Source organism: Tranquillimonas rosea (assembly GCF_900111315.1).
In the GTDB taxonomy this organism is placed as follows: Bacteria; Pseudomonadota; Alphaproteobacteria; order Rhodobacterales; family Rhodobacteraceae; genus Tranquillimonas; species Tranquillimonas rosea.
On record NZ_FOGU01000004.1, the window covers coordinates 321,789 to 340,136 of the forward strand.

The window sequence follows — 18,348 nt, forward strand, 5'->3', positions numbered from 1 at the left end:
TTCGGGGAGGTCTTTCGTCAGACGCTTCGACCCGAGACGGAGACCTGTCTTGAACTCATCCTTCGAATTCGACTGGCAGGCCGCCTTCCAGTCCATCCCGCACCTGCTGGCCGGGATCCCCTACACGCTGCTGATCTCGTTCGGCGGGCTGGCCATCGGTTTTGTCATCGGCATGATCTTCGGCCTGCTCCGGCTCAGCCCGGCGCCGTGGTTCCGCTGGCCCGCCGTCGCCTATATCGAGATCTTCCGCGGCACGCCGGTGCTGGTGCAGGTGCTCTTCATCTTCTACGGCCTGCCGCAGCTTCTGGGCGGCCCGATCAACGCCCTCACCGCCGGCATCGCGGCCATCGCGGTGAACTCTGGCGCCTATATCTCGGAGATCGTGCGCGGCGGCGTGCAGTCGATCGAGCGCGGCCAGCGCGAGGCGGGGCTGTCGCTTGGCCTGTCGCGGTCGCAGACATTCCGCTACGTGATCTGGCCGCAGGGCTTTCGGCGGATGATCCCGGCCCTGGGCAACCAGGGCATCATCAGCATCAAGGACACGTCGCTCTTCGCCGTGATCGGCGTCGGAGAACTCGTCCGGCAGGGCCAGATCTACATTGCGACCACGTTCCGCGCGCTCGAGGTCTACCTGATGGTCGCCGTGCTGTACCTGGCGATCACGCTGACGCTGTCGCTGCTGCTGAGACTGCTGGAACGCAAGGGACTGGTTGGACAATGAGCGAACGGAAACCGGACGACGCCGCACCCATCGTGCGCATGGAAAAGCTGAACAAGCATTTCGGCTCGCTACACGTCCTGAAGGATGTCGACCTGTCGGTCATCCCCGGCGAGGTCGTGGTCATCATCGGGGCCAGCGGATCGGGCAAATCCACCCTGATCCGCTGCATCAACGGCCTGGAAGAGTTCCAGAGCGGCAAGCTGGAAGTCGACGGCAAGGTGCTGGAGCCCTACGGCAAGGCCAGCAAAGCGCTCCAGCAGATCCGCACCGAGGTCGGGATGGTGTTCCAGCAGTTCAATCTGTTCCCGCATCTCAGCGTGCGCGACAACATCACCCTCGCCCCGCGCAAGGTGCGACACGCCAGCCGCGACGAGGCGGGCGAGACCGCCCAGCGCCTTCTGGACCGCGTGGGCATCGCCGACCAGGCGGACAAGTATCCCAGCCAGCTGTCCGGCGGCCAGCAGCAGCGCGTCGCCCTGGCCCGCGCCCTGGCGATGGAGCCGCGGCTGATGCTGTTTGACGAACCGACGTCAGCGCTGGACCCCGAGATGATCGGCGAAGTGCTGGATGCGATGCGCGAACTGGCCCGCGAGGGCATGACGATGGTGATCGTGACCCACGAGATGACCTTCGCCCGCGAGGTCGCCGACCGGGTGATCTACATCCACGAGGGCGAAATCGTCGAGCAGGGGGCGCCGAAAGAGGTGTTCGACACTCCCCAGCGCGAACGGACCCGCAGCTTCCTGTCGCGGGTTCTCACACACTGACGCGCGGGGCGCGGCTTCCCTCGCCGACCGCGCCCTGCCCTTCGCGATCTCCGAATGTCTTGTCGCCCCGCGTCTGGGCCTGGGTGCCCGGTATGCCCGGACCCTCGCCCTGCCACGGCCCGGCCAGGTCAGATGGCCACCTCGGTCAGGAAATCGCGGAGCCGCGCCATGCAATCGGCCCAGGCCGGCTCGTAGTCCACGAGGACGTGGTTCGCGCTGTCGAGCGGCACGAACCGCGCGTCGGGGATCGCGGCGGCGATGGTGCGGCCCTGGTCGACGGGGATGCGTTGGTCGCGCACGGCGTGCAGCACGATCGTCGGCGCGCGCACCTCGGCCAGGCGGTGCCGCACGTCGATGTCTCCGAACGCGTCCTGGAACCGCGCCGCGTTCGAGGCCGAGGTCGTCAGCCGCTGGAAGGCATCGAACCAGGACAGGTCGTCGGGCGCAGCGTCGGGCATGAAGGTCTGCGAGAAGATGTGCCGGTAGGCGGCGTTGTCGGTGCCCCAGCCAAGTTCGGTCAGCTGGCGCACGGCCTCGCGCCGGGCGATCTCTTCGACGGTGGCGTGCAGCCTCCACCCGGCCGCATAGGCGCCGATCAGGATCAGGCCCGACACGCGCTCGGGATGCCGCACCGCGTATTCGATGCAGACGGCGGCCCCCTGCGAGATACCCAGTAGCGGGAAACGCTTAAGCCCCAGCTTGTCGACCACGGCCTCGAGGTCGTCCACGAAGGACGCGAAATCCAGCCGGTCGACATGCCAGTCCGACAGGCCGCAGCCCCGCTCATCATAGCGCACGAAGGTCCGGTCGCGGGCGATTTCGGCAAAGCAGGCGCCCCAGATCGGGGTCTTCCAGTCGTGCTCGATATGGGTCAACCAGTTCGCCGCCTTCACCAGCGGCGCCCCCTGACCGACCGTGGCGTAGGCGATGTTCGTCCCGTCGGCGGTGGTGCAGAACCCGATCCGCTGGTTGCGCAGGTGCGCCCGCAGATCGGCCGCCTCGAATGCCGGCCGGGCTGCCGGAGGGGCATCCGGCGCCGTCTCGCCCTCGGGATCGGCCTCGTCCAGCAGCCGGCGCCATTTCTCGGCCGCCGTGCGCGAGGCGCCGGGATGCCGTGCAAGGCGACGCAGCACCTCGATGCGGTCTGCGGCGACATCCTCGCGCTCGGCCATCAGCCACGAGCGGAACGCGCTGTCGCCCGCGGTGTCGAGACCGTCGAGCACGACCGCCCCCAGCCGCTCCGCCGCGTCCTCGAGCTCGGCCAGCGCCATGGCGTCGGGATCCTCCCTGAGCCGGGCGCGAAGGGCGTGCAGGTCGACCGACAGACCGGCCCCGTAGACCCCCACCCTCTCGCGGTCCGCGATCAGGCGGGGCCGGTCGTCGCGGTCCACCACCTTGCGCAGCTTGCTCAGGGCCCACCGCAGCGCAGCCTTCGGATCGTCGGGCATGTCCCAGAACATCTCGCACAGGCGCTCGCGGCGGTGCGGCCGGCCCGTCGTCACGAGAAAGGCGAGCAACGCGCGCGCCTTTCGTGACGCGGGCAGCGGTACCTCGCCGCACGCGTCCGACACACTGAGCTCTCCCAGCACTGAAATCCTCAGGTCGTCCGTTCCGGACATGACGAAATCATGCGGAGCGCCGGGCACGAAGGCAATCTCCACGTGCTGCGCGACACGCGAAAAACAACGTCGTCCGGCCGGCGATACAACTGTGGCGACAACGGTGGCCGCAACGAAGCTCGTCGATACGTAGCGCGTCGGCGGGACATGCCGGTGACCGTCCCACGGGGCGAAGTCTCGAAGAAATAGTGACGAGGCCCGTCCCGCCATCCCGCGGGCGGGCCAGATCAATTCGGCCCGGAGGAGGGCTAAGACCCATGAAGACCCACATCGAAAAACTCGGTGACGTCGGCATCCTCAGCGTCGACGGCTATGTCGGCCCCGGCGCCGCCGGAGACCTCTGCGACCTTCTGGTCGAACAGGTGCGCGCGGGGCAGAGCAAGCTGCTGGTCGAACTCGCCGACAGCTGCGTCATCTCGCGCGGGGGCGTGCGTGCCGTCGTGGTGGCCGCGTACCTGATGCGTGGTGGGCGGCGCCCCTTCCGCATCGCGACCGGCGACCGGCTGGAGGCCTATCTGCGCCGGGTCAGCTTCAACCACCTGCTCGACATCGACCCCGACCGGCGCACCGCGCTCGCACGCCTGTCGACCCTTCGCGCCGGCCCCGGCGGCGTCACCGTCGAGATCGGGCCCGAAATGGTGTCGGACGTCTGGCACAGCGTCCCGCGCCAGGCCCGCCGCGCCTGAGAGGAGGACAAGGACATGATGACGACACTCTTCTTCGACGGCCTGATGCGCCGCGGCGCCGCGCCGCGGGCCTCCTGCGACCCCTTGGCGTGGGCCCGCCGCTTCGCCCGGACCCGGCGCGACTGCCGGCATCTCGAGGACCTACCGGACTACCTGCTCGACGACATCGGCCTTACACGGTCGGAGATCCGGTCGGTCCGGCGCGAGCGGCACTGACATACCCGCACGACAATTCGGCGCCGGACAGCACCGGCGCCGTGCTACCCTGTCTCCGTCCCACGCCCGGAGCCCTGCCCGAATGTCCCCCGCGCCGCCCCAGATATGGAAACCCTCACCCGGCGACACGGTCGCGGAGAGGCTCGCGACGCTGGACCCCGAGGCGGATTACGAAGAGATCGCGCGCCTGCTCTATGCCTACGTCTTCGCCTGGGACATTGAACGCGCGCTGGAATTCGCGCTGTTCCGCACCTATGCCGTGCCCGCGATCTCCGGCCTGCTCGCCCGGACCGGCGAGTTCGAGACGCGGACGCGCAAGCGCTACGACGACACCGAGCTGATCCTCGCCGAAGCGATCGAGCACGGCCTCGACAGCGACCGCGGCACGCAGGCCATCGCCCGGATGAACGCGATGCACGGACGGTTCAGGATCGCGAACGACGACATGCGCTATGTCCTTTCGACGTTCGTGTGCGAGCCGATCCGCTGGCTCGACCGGTTCGGCCATCGCCCGATGACCGGGACCGAGCGCCGGGCGTGGTTCCTCTACTACCGGGGGCTCGGGGCGCGCATGGGCATCCGGGACATCTGCGAGGACCTCGACGAGATGATGCGGTTCAACGCCGCCTACGAGGCCGAGCGCTTTCGTTTCGACGACACCAACCGCCGCATCGGGGAACGCACCCGCGACCTGCTTCTCGGCTTCTACCTGCCACGCCGGCTCGTCCCCCTCGGGCGGCCCGTGGTGCACGCGCTGCTCGACGCGCCGCTCTTGCGCAGCATGGGCTTCCCGGCGGCGCCACGCTGGCTGCAACGATCCGTCCCGGCCGCGTTGCGGCTGCGGGCCGCCCTGCTTCGCCGCCTGCCGCCGCGTCGCCATCCGCGCCTGCTGACGCAGATGCCGCGGCCGAGTTATCCGCAAGGGTACCGGATCGAGCAGCTCGGCACGTTCCGCCACGAGGTGCCGGGCAGCGGCAAGGCACGCGATCCTGCTGGACGGACGACGACCCCGCTCACCAAGCCGCCGGAAACGAACTAGCCGCGCCCGGCCTGTGGGGGCTCCCGGTCGCAGCGCAGACCGTCGACGAAGATGTCGAGCAGCCGCAGCACGTTGCTCCGCCACGCCTGCCCCGGAGGACGCGCGTAGCAGAGCGCATACATCGTCTGCAGCACGTCCTCGGCGCTGACGCCGTCGCGCACCTGGCCACGTTGCACACCGCGCGAGAGCAGCCGGTTCAGCGCCGCGTTGATGCGGTTCGAGAGTTCGGCATAGGCCTGCTTCGACTCTTCGGTCATCACCACCGACAGCGCCCCGAGCATGCCGCGCTTGGTCTCGACCAGCGCGACGTTGGCATGCAGCCAGCCGCGCAGCGTTTCGACCGGATCGTCGCGATCGTCCAGCGCCTCGGCCATGTCCGCCAGCTGCTCCAGCTCGCGGCTGAACACCGCGTGGAACAGCGCCTCGCGATCCGGGAAGTGCCGGTAGAGCGTGCCGATCCCCACCCCGGCCCGGCGCGCGACCGCCTCCAGGCTGGCATCCGGCCCGCCCGATCCCAGCACGTCCTTTGCAGCCTCGATCAGCCGTTCGCGATTCTTCAGGGCGTCGGAACGGGTCTTGCGCTTGCGGGTTTCCACCGGGACCAACTACCTCTCTTGCTAAACGGAGGATGCCTCCGTATATTAACTCTGCGGGCGTCTCCGGTGCCCGTCACGACTGTAGAGACGTCTCCGCCCGGGCGCGAGTGCCCGCCAATCCAAACATTGCCAAAGGACGGGAGGACCGCATGTCACCCTCCATCAGCCTGACCCTCAACGGCGAGGCCCGGGACATCGCGCTCGACGATCCGCGCGTGACGCTCCTCGACCTCCTGCGCGAGAGGCTCGCCCTGCCCGGAACCAAGAAGGGCTGCGACCGCGGCCAGTGCGGTGCGTGCACCGTCCTGGTGAACGGGCGGCGCGTCAATTCCTGCCTGACCCTCGCGCTCACCCTGGACGGCGCCGAGATCACCACGATCGAAGGGCTGGCCGCCGACGGCACCCTGCATCCCGTGCAGGAGGCCTTCATCGAGAACGATGCCTTTCAGTGCGGCTACTGCACGCCCGGCCAGATCATGAGCGCGGTCGGCCTGATCGCCGAGGGCCGCGCCGGCGACGACCCCGAGCGCATCCGCGAGGGCATGAGCGGCAACATCTGCCGCTGCGTCGCCTACCACGGCATCACCCTCGCCGTGCAGGACGCGACGCGCAGCATGACGCCCCTGAAGAAGGAGGACGCGGCATGAAACGGTTCGACTTCATACAGCCCGCCACGATCGAGGACGCGCTTGCGGCGTGGGAACCGGGCGCTGTCTGGCTCGGCGGCGGCACCAACATCGTCGACCTGATGAAGACCGGCGCGATGCAGCCGGACAAGGTCATCGACATCACCCGCCTGCCGGGCCTGTCCGAGATCGAGACGCTGCCCGACGGCGCCATCCGCATCGGGTCGCTGGTCCGCAATTCCGACCTTGCCGACCATCCCCAGATCGCGCGCCACGCCCCGATGGTGGCCGAAGCGCTGCTGGCCGGGGCCTCGGGGCAGTTGCGCAATGCGGCGACGGTGGGCGGCAACCTGATGCAGCGGACCCGCTGCGCCTATTTCCAGGACCCGACCGCCGCCTGCAACCGCCGCGCTCCGGGTACCGGATGCGATGCCGCCCAGGCCGGCGACGGCATGGCCATCCTGGGGTGGAGCGAGGCCTGTATCGCCACGAACCCGTCAGATTTCTGCGTCCCCCTCGCCGCGCTCGACGCGGTGGTCGAGGTGCAGGGGCCCGAGGGGGCCCGCGAGATCCCGGTCGCGGCGTTCCATCTGCTGCCCGGCGACACGCCCGATCGCGAGACGGATCTGGCGCCGGGCGAGCTGATCATCGGCGTGCGTCTGCCGGCCGAGGCGACCGGCTTTGCCGCCAACGCGCGGTACCTGAAGGTTCGGGACCGGACCTCCTATGCCTTTGCCATGACCTCGGCCGCCGCCGCCCTGCGGCTGGAGGACGGTCGCATCGCAGAGGCGCGGCTGGCGCTCGGCGCCGTCGCCGCGAAACCGTGGCGCGCAACCGAGGCCGAGGCGCTGCTGGCAGGCCAGGCACCGGACGACGCGCTGTTCGACCGGGCCGCCGAGGCCGCGCTTGCCGGGGCCGCGCCCTCGGGCGGCAACGCCTGGAAGATCGATCTCGCCCGCCGCACCACCGCGCGGAGCCTGCGTATGGCCGCCGCCGGCACGCCGGCCGAGATGCCCGCCCTGCCCGCCTCTCCGTTCGGACACTCAGCCGAGGACCACGCCCATGCCTGACACGCTCGATACCCATGTCCGCTTCGGCTCGAACTCCGGGCAGCCCATCACCCGCCGCGACGGCCGTGCAAAGGTGACCGGCGGTGCGACCTTCGCCGCGGACAACAGCCCCGACAGCGTGCTGCATGCCGTCTACGTGCCGGCCACCATCGCGCGGGGGCGGGTCACCGCGCTCGACACCGCCGCGGCCGAGGCGCATCCCGGTGTGACCCATGTGGTTACGCCGCAGAACCGGCCGCCGCTGCAGGGCGACCCTTCGGACAAGCCGACGATGTTCTCGTTCCGCTTCGAGGCGCTGCAGGACGACACCGTCCGCTATGCCGGCCAGCCCATCGCGCTGATCCTGGGCGAGACGCTCGAAGCGGCGACCGAGGGCGCGCGGCTGCTGAACCCGCGCTACGAGATCGCGACGCCGCGCACCGGGCTGGACGAGGCCGCGCACTACACCTTCGACCCCGACGCCTTCGGCAAGCCCGCCGACACCGTGCACGGCGATCCGGAGGCCGGTCACGCTGCGGCGGCACACAGCGTCGACGTGACCTACGAGACCGCGCCGCAATATCACAACGCGATGGAGACGCACGCCGTCGTCGCATCGTGGGACGGCGACCGCCTGTCGCTCGACATGCCCAGCCAGGCCCTGTCGATGACCTGCGCCGGCATCGCCTACTACTTCGGCATCCCCGCCGAGAACGTGACCTTGCGCAGCCCCTATCTTGGCGGCGGCTTCGGGTCCAAGGCGATCCCGACCGGACCCTACGTCTTGGCCGTCCTCGCCGCGCGGATGACCGGGCGGCCGGTCAAGATGATGCTGACCCGCCAGCAGATGTTCGGCCCCGTAGGCCATCGCGGCCAGACGCGCCAGCGCTTGCGCCTCGGGACGGACGCCGAGGGCCGCCTGACGGTGCTGGATCACGCGGGGCTGTCCGCAACCTCGACCTTCGACGATTTCATCGAACCGGCGGCGAACGCCTCGCAGGGGCTCTATGCAGCGGGTGCCCTCCGCTCGACGCACAGCGCGGTGCGGCTCGACGTCGGCACGCCGGGCCCGATGCGCGCGCCCGGTGAGGCGTCGGGCTCGGCCGCGCTGGAATGTGCGATGGACGAGATGGCCGAGACGCTGGGGATGGACCCGCTGGAGTTCCGGCTGAGGAACTACGCCGAGACCGAGCCCGGCACCGGCAAGCCGTTCTCGTCGAAGGCGCTGCGCGAATGCTACGCCCAAGGGGCCGAGCGGTTCGGCTGGGCCGACCGCCCGCTTCAGCCCGGACAGATGCGCGATGCCGACGGCCTGCGCGTCGGCTGGGGCATGGGCACGGCGTTCTTCCCCTGCCCGATGTTCATGGCCGAGGCGAACGCCACCCTCCGCGCCGACGGCACCGCAATGGTCGAGACCTCGGCCGCCGACATGGGCCAGGGAGCCTGGACCGCCCTCGCCCAGATCGCCGCCGACAGCCTGGGCCTGCCGCTGGATCAAGTAGAGTTCCGCGCGGGTCACTCAGGCCTGCCCGACGCCGGCGTCGCGGGCGGTTCGGGACACACCGCTACGGCGGGCAGCGCGCTGCATGCCGCAGGCGGCGACGTGATCCGGCAACTGGGCGAGATCGCCGCGGCCGACCCGGACTCGCCCCTCCACGGCGCGGGCAATGCCGGCTTCACCGCCCGTGACGGCCGCCTCTACGTCGCGGGCGACGACAGCCGCAGCGACGCTTTCGCCGACATCCTCGCCCGCGCGGGCGGGGCCGAGGTCTCCGGCGCCGGCTCGGCCTCGCGCGCGCCGGAGGCGGCCGAGGCGCATGCAATGAACGCCCACGGGGCGGTGTTCGCCGAGGTGAAGGTCGATCCCGACCTGTGCCAGATGCGGGTGACGCGGCTGGTCGGTGCCTTTGCGGCGGGCCGGATCATCAACCCGCGGCTGGCCGAGAGCCAGCTCTACGGCGGGATGATCTGGGGCCTTTCCTTCGCCCTTCACGAAGAGGCCAGGCACGACCCCGCGCGGGGGCACATCGTGAACGCGGACCTCGCGGGGTATCACGTCCCGGTCAATGCCGACGTGCACGGGCTGGACGTGATCTCGGTCCACGAGGACGATCCCTACGTGAACGCCCTCGGCGTGAAAGGTGTCGGAGAGATCGGCATCACCGGAACCGTCGGCGCCATCGGCAACGCGATCTGGCACGCCACGGGCAAGCGCGTCCGCCGATTTCCGATCCGGATAGACGACCTGCTCGGCGATTGACGCCCTTGACCCGCAGCCGGGCCGTCACGCGGCCCGGTTCCGCACCGGCATCGGATGTCGTGGAGATGCTCCCCTTGCGGGCGCGGGGGCCCTACCGCCTCAATGCGTCCAGGCGGCGCGGCGGTTGTGGGCGAAGTTCTCGGCGTAGCCGCGGGGGCGAACGTTAGTCTTGCGCGACTTGGGTTCCATCACCGTGGCGTCGATCCCGTGTTCGGCGGCGTATTCCAGCGCCTCTTCCTTGGTCTCGAACGTCATGTGGACCTGGGCCTGGGTGTCGTTGGAACTTGTCCAGCCCATCAGAGGATCGACCTCGCGCGCTTCTTCCGAAACGAACTCGAGCACCCACTTCTTGGTCTTGGCGGTGCCCGAGGACATGGCGGTCTTGGCGGGGCGATAGATACGGGCTGGCATCGGCTACCTCCTTGGACGGTCACCGCCCTATATCGGTGATCGGAGGCCGCGTGGCAAGCAGTGCGCGACCGCGAACGCTGCCGGCCGTTTTCACGGGTGAGAGGGGGGATCGGGGTCTTGCGACACGGCCGGCAGCGAACGGGTCGTGCACACGTATCAACTCACGATTTCACGGCCGATTGCAAGGGAAAAATAAACTCAGAGTTGTCGGACGCTCTCGCCTGACGGGAGGGGCGCCGCGACAATCCGTACTGCCTGCCCTCGCACTCTTGAAGCCGGCACGGTAAGGTCCATCTCGGCTGACGGAGGCGCCCGATGCACAACAACTCTCCCGAACACATGCCCGAGCTTCTGCACTCCCCCGCTCCCGAGGCGGAGGGGCGCGACAAGCTGGAAGGCGGTATCCGGTTCAAGATGCACACCGAGTACGGCGCGGCGGGCGATCAGCCCACCGCGATCGCCGAACTGAGCCAGGGTGTGCAGGACGGCGACCGCGACCAGGTCCTGCTTGGCGCCACGGGCACCGGCAAGACCTTCACCATGGCCAAGGTGATCGAAGAGACCCAGCGCCCCGCCATCATCCTGGCGCCGAACAAGACGCTGGCGGCGCAGCTCTATGGCGAGTTCAAGCAGTTCTTTCCGGAGAATGCGGTCGAGTATTTCGTCAGCTACTACGACTACTACCAGCCCGAGGCCTACGTGCCGCGGTCGGACACGTATATCGAGAAGGAATCCCAGATCAACGAGCAGATCGACCGGATGCGCCACTCGGCCACCCGCGCCCTGCTCGAACGCGACGACGTGATCATCGTGGCGTCGGTGTCGTGCATCTACGGCATCGGATCGGTCGAGACGTATTCGGCGATGACGGTCGATCTTCATGCCGGGCACGAATACGAGCAGCGCAAGGTCATGGCCGACCTCGTCGCCCAGCAGTACCGCCGCAACGACCAGGCGTTCCAGCGCGGCACCTTCCGGGTGAGGGGCGACGTGATCGAGGTCTGGCCCGCGCACCTCGAAGACCGGGCGTGGCGGCTTTCGTTCTTCGGCGAGGAGCTGGAGGCGATCATGGAGTTCGACCCCCTGACCGGCGAGAAGACCGACACGTTCGAGCGCATCCGGATCTACGCCAACTCGCACTACGTCACGCCGCGGCCGACGCTCAACCAGGCGGCCAACCAGATCAAGAAGGAGTTGCGCCAGCGGCTCGACCAGCTGGTGAACGAGGGCAAGCTGCTGGAGGCGCAGCGGCTGGAGCAGCGGACGAATTTCGACCTCGAGATGCTGGAGGCCACCGGCTCGTGCAACGGGATCGAGAACTATTCGCGCTATCTCACCGGCCGGGCGCCGGGCGAGCCGCCGCCGACCCTGTTCGAATTCATCCCCGACAACGCCATCGTCTTTGCCGACGAAAGCCACGTGAGCGTGCCGCAGATCGGCGGCATGTACCGCGGCGACTACCGGCGCAAGTTCACCTTGGCCGAGCACGGCTTCCGCCTGCCCTCGTGCATGGACAACCGCCCGCTGAAGTTCGAGGAATGGGACGCGATGCGGCCGCAATCTGTGTTCGTCTCGGCCACGCCCGCCGCGTGGGAGCTGGAACAGACCGGCGGCGTCTTTACCGAACAGGTCATTCGCCCGACCGGCCTTCTGGACCCCGAGGTCGAGATCCGGCCCGTCGAGATGCAGGTCGACGACCTGCTAGACGAGGCGCGGCGCATGGCCGAAAAGGGCTTCCGCACCCTCGTCACCACGCTGACCAAGCGGATGGCCGAGGACCTGACCGAGTACATGCACGAACAGGGCATCCGCGTGCGCTACATGCACTCGGATATCGACACGATCGAGCGGATCGAGATCCTGCGCGACCTGCGCCTCGGCGCGTTCGACATGCTGGTCGGGATCAACCTGCTGCGTGAGGGACTCGACATTCCCGAATGCGGGCTCGTGGCGATCCTGGATGCCGACAAGGAAGGGTTCCTGCGCTCCGAGACCTCGCTGATCCAGACGATCGGCCGCGCGGCCCGGAACTCCGAAGGCAAGGTGATCCTCTATGCCGACCGCATGACGGGCTCGATGGAGCGCGCCCTGGCCGAGACCAACCGGCGCCGCGAAAAGCAGGTCGCCTACAACGAGGAACACGGCATCACGCCGGAGACGATCAAGAAGAACGTCGACGACATCCTCGCCGGGCTCTACCGGGGCGACGTGGACATGAACCGCGTCACCGCCACCGTCGACAAGCCGCAGGCGGGCGCGAACATGCAGGCCGTGCTGGAAGGCCTGCGCGAAGACATGCGCAAGGCGGCGGAAAACCTCGAGTTCGAGGAAGCCGCCCGGCTGCGCGACGAGGTGAAGCGTCTCGAGGCGGTCGACCTTGCCGTGGCGGACGATCCTCTGGCCCGCCAGCAGGCCGTCGAGAAGGCGACCGAGGAGGCGACCAAGAGCAAGGGCCGCTCGACCGCCGGGCGCGGCGGGCAGCGCGGTGGAAACGTGAAACGCAAGAAGCGGTAAGCCTGAAGCCCGGCCGGCCTCGGTCTACTCGGCCTCGTCGTCGGCCAGGCGCCGCTCCAGGTCGCGCTGGACGACGGGCTTCTGCATGATGTCGAGCCCCCGCAGCGGCGCGGGCAGCTCTTCGCGCGGATGGCCGCTGAGGATCGTGACGGGCACAGCGCGATCGAGCAGCGTGCCCAGAAGATCGGCGCTGGTGTGGTCGCCGAGGTCGAAGTCGACAAGCGCCATGTCGGGGCTGGAGCCGTTGAGCGCCTCATACGCTTTCGCCGCGCTCGTATACGGCCCCATCACCCGGCAGCCCGCACCTTCCGCGATCTGTGTCAGGTCAAGAGAAATCAGAACGTCGTCCTCGACGATCAGCACAGTCTTCTGGATCAGGTCGGTCATGCTCGGGCAAACGGGCTCAAGTGTGGTTCTTCTACGACAGCGTTCCGAATACGCGGCCTCCGATGGAAAGGTCCAGTGCTGGTTCTCCCTACCTTGAACCCTTTTACGCAGAACTTTCGCGAGTGCTTAACTACTTAGGTCGGAAAATGACGTCGCGGCAGCCGCCGCTCACGCCTCCTGGCGCGGCAGGAAAACGGTCACAGTGGTGCCCGCGTCCGGCGCGCTTTCGAGGTGGACCGCGCCACCCATCAGCTCGGCGAACCGCTTGACGAGGGCCATTCCAAGCCCGGTGCCCCCGTGCGATCTCGCCCGGACGGGGTCGGCCTGTTCGAATTCCTCGAAGATCGCGCCCTGGTGCTCGGCAGCGATGCCGATGCCGGTGTCCCGGACCACCAGCCGCAGGCGCCCGTCCGGCGCCACGCCCACATTGACGACGATGCTGCCCGCGTCGGTGAACTTCACCGCATTAGACAGAAGGTTGTGCAGGATCGACTCGGCAAGCTTGCGGTCCAGCAGGATCGGACGCTCCGCCGCCGGCGCGGTCTCGACCACGAGATCCAGCCCCTTGCCCTCGGCCGCCGCCTGGTGCAGCCCGACCGCCTCTCGCGCGAGCGCGGCAATGTCCAAGGCCTCGGCATGCACGCCCATGCCCCCGGCTTCGATCTTGGCGAGGTCCAGCAGATCGTTGAGCAGCGACCTCAGCCGCTGCGACGAACGTACGATGACATCCGTCAGCTCTGTCTTGCGGTTGTCCGCGGCCGTCGGAAGCAACTGCGCCGCGCCGAGAATCCCCGTCAGCGGCGTCCTCATCTCGTGGCTTACATGGGAAAAGAAGGTAGCCCGCCGGCGCGATGCCTCCTCGGCCGCCTCCTGCGCGGCGCGCCGGTCGACCAGCGCGATCCGCAGCGCGACGAGATCGTCGACGCAGGCGCCAAGCTGCCGCATCGTCTGCACCTCGTCCGCCCGCCAGGTCCGGGTCTCGTGACCGATGCAGCAGAGCGCGCCGATGGCCCCCCCTGCGCTGCCGTGGATCGGCACGCCGAGATAGGAGTAGAGCCCGAGCTGTTCGATTGCCGGGTTGCCCTTCAGCTCCGGCGCTTCGCGCGTGTCCCCGGCCACGAGCGGCACGTCACTGTCGCGCACGTGGCGGCAGAAGGAATAGCGCAGGGGCGTCTCGCGGCGGCCCTCGAACGAGTCCGGCAACCCCCTCGCCGAGCGGAAGAACTGGCGCTCTCCGGCGTCGTCGATGATCGAGATGAGCGAGATCGGAACATCCATCAGCCGCGCGGCGAGCGAGGTGATGTTGTCGAAGCGCGGATCCTCTTTCGTGTCGAGCAGCGCGAGCCGCTCGAATGCATGACTGTCGGATTGAACACCCATTGTGCCTCCCGCTGACGGCAACGCCGGTGGGTCCGCCGGGCCGCGCGCCGCCGAAGCAGCTTTGAGTATGAAACGCCAAAAATATGCGTCCCAAGTCTATGACATGCACCGACCCGGCCTGTCCAAGTTCGACTGCCCCCGACACGCAGCGTCACCGGGAGCGCCGGCCCGCGATTTACCGCCTTGCGAGAGGCTGCTATGCGCACCGCATGGCACATGGCGACACTCCCACCCACGGCCTGACCCAGCTCGGCCAGTCCGTCGGACTTCCGGCGAGCCCCGAGGAGGCCGTGCTCGAGCGCGTTGCGAACCCGCAGGCGGGCCATCGGTACAACGTGCGCTTCACGGCGCCGGAATTCACGTCGCTCTGCCCGATGACCGGGCAGCCGGACTTCGCCCATCTGGTGATCGACTACGTGCCTGGCGACTGGCTGGTCGAAAGCAAGTCGCTCAAGCTGTACCTGACCTCGTTCCGCAACCACGGCGCCTTTCACGAGGATTGCACCATCGGCATCGCCCGCCGCCTGGTGGACACGCTGGACCCGGCATGGCTGCGGATCGGCGGCTACTGGTATCCGCGCGGCGGAATTCCGATCGACGTGTTCTACCAGACCGGGCCGATGCCCGCGGATGTCTGGATTCCCGATCAGGGCGTCCCGCCCTATCGCGGCCGCGGCTAGCGCATCTTCTCCAGCTTCTCGACGGTGGCGTCGGTGATCGCCTGCTTGCTGTCCAGGAGATCGAGATACGGGCAGCGTTCGGGCCACCAGTCCGAGGCGTCGGAAAGCGTGAACCCGCCCGGCGCATCCAGCTTTTCAAGCTGGTCCCAGGTCACCGGCACCGCGACCGGCGCCCCCTCCCTTGCCCGCGGCGAATAGGGGCAGATCGCGGTCGCGCCCCTCTCGTTGCGCAGCCAGTCGATGAACACGCGGCCCTTGCGCTTGGCCTTGGACATCGTCGCGGTGTAGCGGTCGGGCGCGGCCTCGGCCATCACGTGCGCCAGCGTCTTGGCGAACAGCTTGACCGTCTCCCACCCGTTGTCGCGCCGCAGCGGCACCCAGACATGGACGCCCTTGCCGCCGGTCACCAGCGCGCCCGACGTCAGGCCCAGCCGGTCCAGCCGGTCGCGCACGTCCGTGGCGGTGGCCCGCACGTCGGCCCAGCCCAGCCCCTCGTCGGGGTCCAGGTCGAAGACCAGCCGATCCGGCCGCTCTAGCCGGTCGGTGCGCGCGCCCCACATGTGGACCTCCACCGTGCCCATCTGCACCGCCTCGACCAGCGCCTCGGTCCGGGTGGCGTACAGGTAGGTGCCCGTATCACCGTCGCTCTCCTCGATCTCGATACGCTGCATCGCGTCGGGCCATCCCCGGCCCGGGTGCTTCTGAAAGAACCCGTCCTCGCCGATCCCCTGCGGATGCCGCAACAGCGCCAGCGGCCTGTGCCCGACGATCTCGATCATGCGGGGACCTGCCGACGCCACGTATCGGGCCAGATCGGCCTTCGTCACCCCGGCGTCGGGATAGATCACACGGTCGGCATGGGTGATCTCCACCCCCGCCACCTCGACCGTAGCGCTTTCCGGCGTCTCCATCCGCACCTCCTTGGCCGCCTTGTCGGACCGCACCCCCTGGAAGCTGCCGTGGCGGATATGGCCGTCCGCGGTCAGCTCGGTGAACTCGACCTCCGCCACCAGCGCGGGCGTCAGCCACACCGCGTCCCGCGCGATCTCGCCGGGCACGTCGGCGAAGGGCGGCGTCTTGCGCTCGGACCACCGGTCCGGCAGTTCCTCGAAGTCGCGCATCCCGAACCCTGTGCCGACCCTGCCCCGATAGACAAGGTCGTCACCCTCCCACGCCCCCATCAGGAGCGAGGCGAAGGGGCGCCCGGCCTTGTCGGACGGCGTGTAGCCCCCGACGACGAATTCCTGCCGGCGGGTGCACTTCACCTTGCGCCACGTCCGCCCGCGCCCGCCCCTGTAGGGCGCATCGACCTTCTTCGACACGATCCCCTCGGCCCCGGCACGGCAGGCCGCATCATGGACCTCCGCGCCCTGCCCCCGGACATAATCGGTGAGCCGCAAGGCCTCCGGCGCCCCGGCGAACAGCTTCTCCAGCTGTGCCCGCCGCGCCACCAGCGGCTCACCGGTCAGGTCGACACCGTCAAGCGCCAGCAGGTCGAAGGCGAAGAATTCCAGCGCGCCGCCCTCGGACAGCGCCCGCTGCAGCGCCGAGAACGCCGAGCGCCCGGCCCCCGCCGCCATCACCTCTCCGTCGATGAGCGCATCCGCGCAACTCAGCGCGCCCATCGCCGGCGCAAGATCGGCAAAGCGGTCGGACCAGTCCTTGCCGTTCCGGGTATAGAAGGCCGGCCCGCCGCGCCCCAGCGCCACAAGGCAGCGATACCCGTCGAGCTTCGTCTCGTGCCACCAGCCATCCCCCTCGGGCGCCGCATCGACCAGCGTGGCAAGCTGCGCATCGCGGAACGCCGGTCGCGCCCCCGACTGCCCCGCCTCTCCCGGCCGCTCCAGCACATCCTCCGCCGTCTCTCCGGCGGCGATGGCCTTCATGCTCCGTCCGGTCTTCACGCTGCGCGCCGTGCCCTTGGTCAGACTGTCCGCCGCGCCGGCCGCGGCGTCCTTCTCCTTGATCAACAGCCAGTTCTTCTCCTGCTCCCGCATCCGCACCAGGGCCCAGCCCCCGGTCATCTTGCCCCCGTGAAGGCGGAGGTGCAGCTTGCCCGACGCGATCCCCTCTGCCGGGTCATGCAGCGGCTCCCACGTGCCGAAGTCCCACAACATGACCGTCCCGCCGCCGTATTCCTTTTTAGGGATCGTCCCCTCGAACGTGGCGTAGTCGAGCGGATGGTCCTCGGTCCGCACCGCCAGCCGCTTGTCCGAGGGATCGGCGCTCGGCCCCTTGGTCACCGCCCAGGACCACAGCACGCCGTCCCATTCCAGCCGCAGGTCGTAATGCAGCGTCGAGGCGTCATGCTTCTGGACGCAGAAGGTCAGCCCCGCCCCCACCGCGGGCGCCGCGTCGACCTGCGGCTCCGAGGTCCGCTCGAAATCCCGCTTTGCGGTATAAAGCGCCAGCGGATCCGGCATCACGACGCTTTCTTCCCGCCGCTCTTCCCACCGGTGCTCTTGCCCTTCGCGCTCTTGCCGCCACCCTTGGACTTGGCCTTGCCGCCCTTGTCGCCCCCTCCTGTCCTGTCGAGGCTCTTCTTCAGCGCGCCCATAAGGTCGACGACGTTCTCGCCCTCGGTCGGGCCCTCGTCCTGCTCCACGGTCCGGGTACTGCGATCCTTTCGCTTCGCCTCCAGCAGGTCCCGCAAGGCGTCGGCATAGGCATCGTGAAAGGCCGTGGCATCGAACGGCTTGGTCTTCCGCTCGATCAGGTCGGTGGCCACGTCCAGAAGCTCGCCCTCGCTCTCCTCTTCCGAGATCTCGGCGAACATCGGCGCCGCGTCCCGGATCTCGTCGGCATAGCGCAGCGTCTCCAGAAGCAGGCCGTCGCCGCAGGGCCGGATCGCCGCGAGGTATTCCTTGCCCCGCATCGTCAGCTGGCCGAGGCCGACCTTGCCCTCGCGACGCAGCGCATCCCGCACCACGCGGTAGGCCTCCTCGGCCAGGTCGTCCAAGGCGACCACGTAATACGGCTTGTCGTAATAAAGCGGCGGGATCTCGGCCTGCCCGACGAACTGCACCAGCTCGAGCGTCTTCTTTGTCTCCAGCTTGATATCGTCGATCTCGTCGGGGTCGATCAGGACATATCCGTCGTCGGTCTCGTAGCCCTTGACGATCTCGTCCGCATCCACCGGCCCGATTCCGGGAACCGTCTTCTCGTAGCGCACCCGCTTGCCGCTCGGCTCGTGGATCTGGCGAAAGCTCACCCGCGCGCCCGATTTCGTCGCCGAGTAGATCTCAACCGGTATCGATACCAGCGACAGCCGAATCTGCCCCTTCCAGATCGCCCGTGCAGCCATGGCGCATCCTCCGTCTCTCGCCGGCAAACGCTCTCCGCCCGCAATGGTTGCGCCCCACCCCGACTTCTTCTGCCAAAAAATATCTCGGGGTGA

At 68.6% G+C, this 18,348-nt stretch carries 17 protein-coding genes; 10 read left to right on the top strand and 7 right to left on the bottom strand.

Annotated elements, in window-relative coordinates; genetic code table 11:
* Positions 1-49: 49 nt before the first annotated feature.
* Both BMZ25_RS08820 and BMZ25_RS08825 read left to right on the top strand, forming a co-directional pair.
* Entirely contained in the window at positions 50-721 is a 672-nt protein-coding gene (locus BMZ25_RS08820; protein ID WP_092692153.1) for an amino acid ABC transporter permease, read from the top strand.
* Positions 718-1,488, top strand: a complete 771-nt coding sequence (locus BMZ25_RS08825; RefSeq protein WP_092692158.1) for an amino acid ABC transporter ATP-binding protein — start codon at positions 718-720, stop codon at positions 1,486-1,488. The genes BMZ25_RS08820 and BMZ25_RS08825 overlap by 4 nt, the downstream gene beginning before the upstream one ends.
* Before the next feature lie 128 nt (positions 1,489-1,616).
* Here BMZ25_RS08825 and BMZ25_RS08830 read toward each other — a convergent pair whose 3' ends face one another.
* The gene (locus tag BMZ25_RS08830) at positions 1,617-3,107 is read right to left on the bottom strand and encodes a bifunctional AfsR/SARP family transcriptional regulator/alpha/beta hydrolase (protein ID WP_092692495.1); all 1,491 of its coding nucleotides are present in this window, start codon (positions 3,105-3,107) and stop codon (positions 1,617-1,619) included.
* Positions 3,108-3,364: 257 nt separating this feature from the next.
* On the opposite strand from BMZ25_RS08830, the gene BMZ25_RS08835 reads away from it, so the two are divergent.
* The 3 genes from BMZ25_RS08835 to BMZ25_RS08845 all read left to right on the top strand — a co-directional run bounded on the left by BMZ25_RS08835 (position 3,365) and on the right by BMZ25_RS08845 (position 5,048).
* Positions 3,365-3,793, top strand: a complete 429-nt coding sequence (locus BMZ25_RS08835) for a hypothetical protein (RefSeq protein ID WP_092692163.1) — start codon at positions 3,365-3,367, stop codon at positions 3,791-3,793.
* Between the two features lie 15 nt (positions 3,794-3,808).
* Positions 3,809-4,009, top strand: a complete 201-nt coding sequence (locus tag BMZ25_RS08840; protein WP_092692168.1) for a YjiS-like domain-containing protein — start codon at positions 3,809-3,811, stop codon at positions 4,007-4,009.
* Positions 4,010-4,091: 82 nt separating this feature from the next.
* On the top strand, positions 4,092-5,048 hold the full coding sequence (locus BMZ25_RS08845; protein ID WP_092692177.1) for an oxygenase MpaB family protein: 957 nt from the start codon (positions 4,092-4,094) through the stop codon (positions 5,046-5,048).
* Here BMZ25_RS08845 and BMZ25_RS08850 read toward each other — a convergent pair.
* Entirely contained in the window at positions 5,045-5,644 is a 600-nt protein-coding gene (locus tag BMZ25_RS08850) for a TetR/AcrR family transcriptional regulator (RefSeq protein ID WP_218142531.1), read from the bottom strand. The genes BMZ25_RS08845 and BMZ25_RS08850 overlap by 4 nt on opposite strands.
* Positions 5,645-5,793: 149 nt before the next feature.
* Here BMZ25_RS08850 and BMZ25_RS08855 point away from each other — a divergent pair, with 149 nt between their 5' ends.
* Genes BMZ25_RS08855 through BMZ25_RS08865 form a run of 3 tightly spaced genes read left to right on the top strand, consistent with a single transcriptional unit; the run spans position 5,794 to position 9,579 of the window.
* Positions 5,794-6,291, top strand: coding sequence for a (2Fe-2S)-binding protein (locus tag BMZ25_RS08855; RefSeq protein ID WP_092692189.1), 498 nt, complete (start codon positions 5,794-5,796; stop codon positions 6,289-6,291).
* On the top strand, positions 6,288-7,340 hold the full coding sequence (locus tag BMZ25_RS08860; RefSeq protein WP_092692196.1) for an FAD binding domain-containing protein: 1,053 nt from the start codon (positions 6,288-6,290) through the stop codon (positions 7,338-7,340). The genes BMZ25_RS08855 and BMZ25_RS08860 overlap by 4 nt, the downstream gene beginning before the upstream one ends.
* Positions 7,333-9,579, top strand: a complete 2,247-nt coding sequence (locus BMZ25_RS08865; protein WP_092692199.1) for a xanthine dehydrogenase family protein molybdopterin-binding subunit — start codon at positions 7,333-7,335, stop codon at positions 9,577-9,579. Before BMZ25_RS08860 ends, BMZ25_RS08865 begins: the two co-directional genes overlap by 8 nt.
* A gap of 99 nt (positions 9,580-9,678) precedes the next feature.
* Here BMZ25_RS08865 and BMZ25_RS08870 read toward each other — a convergent pair whose 3' ends face one another.
* Positions 9,679-9,990: an ETC complex I subunit gene (locus tag BMZ25_RS08870; RefSeq protein ID WP_092692201.1), complete on the bottom strand. Its 312-nt coding sequence runs from the start codon at positions 9,988-9,990 to the stop codon at positions 9,679-9,681.
* Positions 9,991-10,305: 315 nt separating this feature from the next.
* Between BMZ25_RS08870 and uvrB the strand changes: the two genes are divergently transcribed.
* Positions 10,306-12,504 (top strand): excinuclease ABC subunit UvrB, encoded by a 2,199-nt coding sequence (gene uvrB / locus BMZ25_RS08875; RefSeq protein WP_092692204.1) that lies wholly within the window; start codon positions 10,306-10,308, stop codon positions 12,502-12,504.
* A 24-nt stretch (positions 12,505-12,528) separates the two neighbouring features.
* Here uvrB and BMZ25_RS08880 read toward each other — a convergent pair whose 3' ends face one another.
* Positions 12,529-12,891: a response regulator gene (locus BMZ25_RS08880; protein WP_092692206.1), complete on the bottom strand. Its 363-nt coding sequence runs from the start codon at positions 12,889-12,891 to the stop codon at positions 12,529-12,531.
* 168 nt (positions 12,892-13,059) lie between these two features.
* The gene (locus tag BMZ25_RS08885) at positions 13,060-14,271 is read right to left on the bottom strand and encodes a GAF domain-containing sensor histidine kinase (protein WP_092692209.1); all 1,212 of its coding nucleotides are present in this window, start codon (positions 14,269-14,271) and stop codon (positions 13,060-13,062) included.
* Positions 14,272-14,480: 209 nt separating this feature from the next.
* On the opposite strand from BMZ25_RS08885, the gene queF reads away from it, so the two are divergent.
* On the top strand, positions 14,481-14,951 hold the full coding sequence (queF, locus tag BMZ25_RS08890; protein ID WP_092692213.1) for a preQ(1) synthase: 471 nt from the start codon (positions 14,481-14,483) through the stop codon (positions 14,949-14,951).
* Here the strand turns inward: queF and ligD are convergent.
* Positions 14,948-17,374 carry a DNA ligase D gene (gene ligD / locus BMZ25_RS08895; RefSeq protein ID WP_092692216.1) on the bottom strand — a complete coding sequence of 809 codons (2,427 nt, stop codon included), beginning with the start codon at positions 17,372-17,374 and terminating at the stop codon, positions 14,948-14,950. The genes queF and ligD overlap by 4 nt on opposite strands.
* Positions 17,374-18,255, bottom strand: a complete 882-nt coding sequence (ku, locus tag BMZ25_RS08900; protein WP_092692219.1) for a non-homologous end joining protein Ku — start codon at positions 18,253-18,255, stop codon at positions 17,374-17,376. Before ku ends, ligD begins: the two co-directional genes overlap by 1 nt.
* Positions 18,256-18,348: the final 93 nt, after the last annotated feature.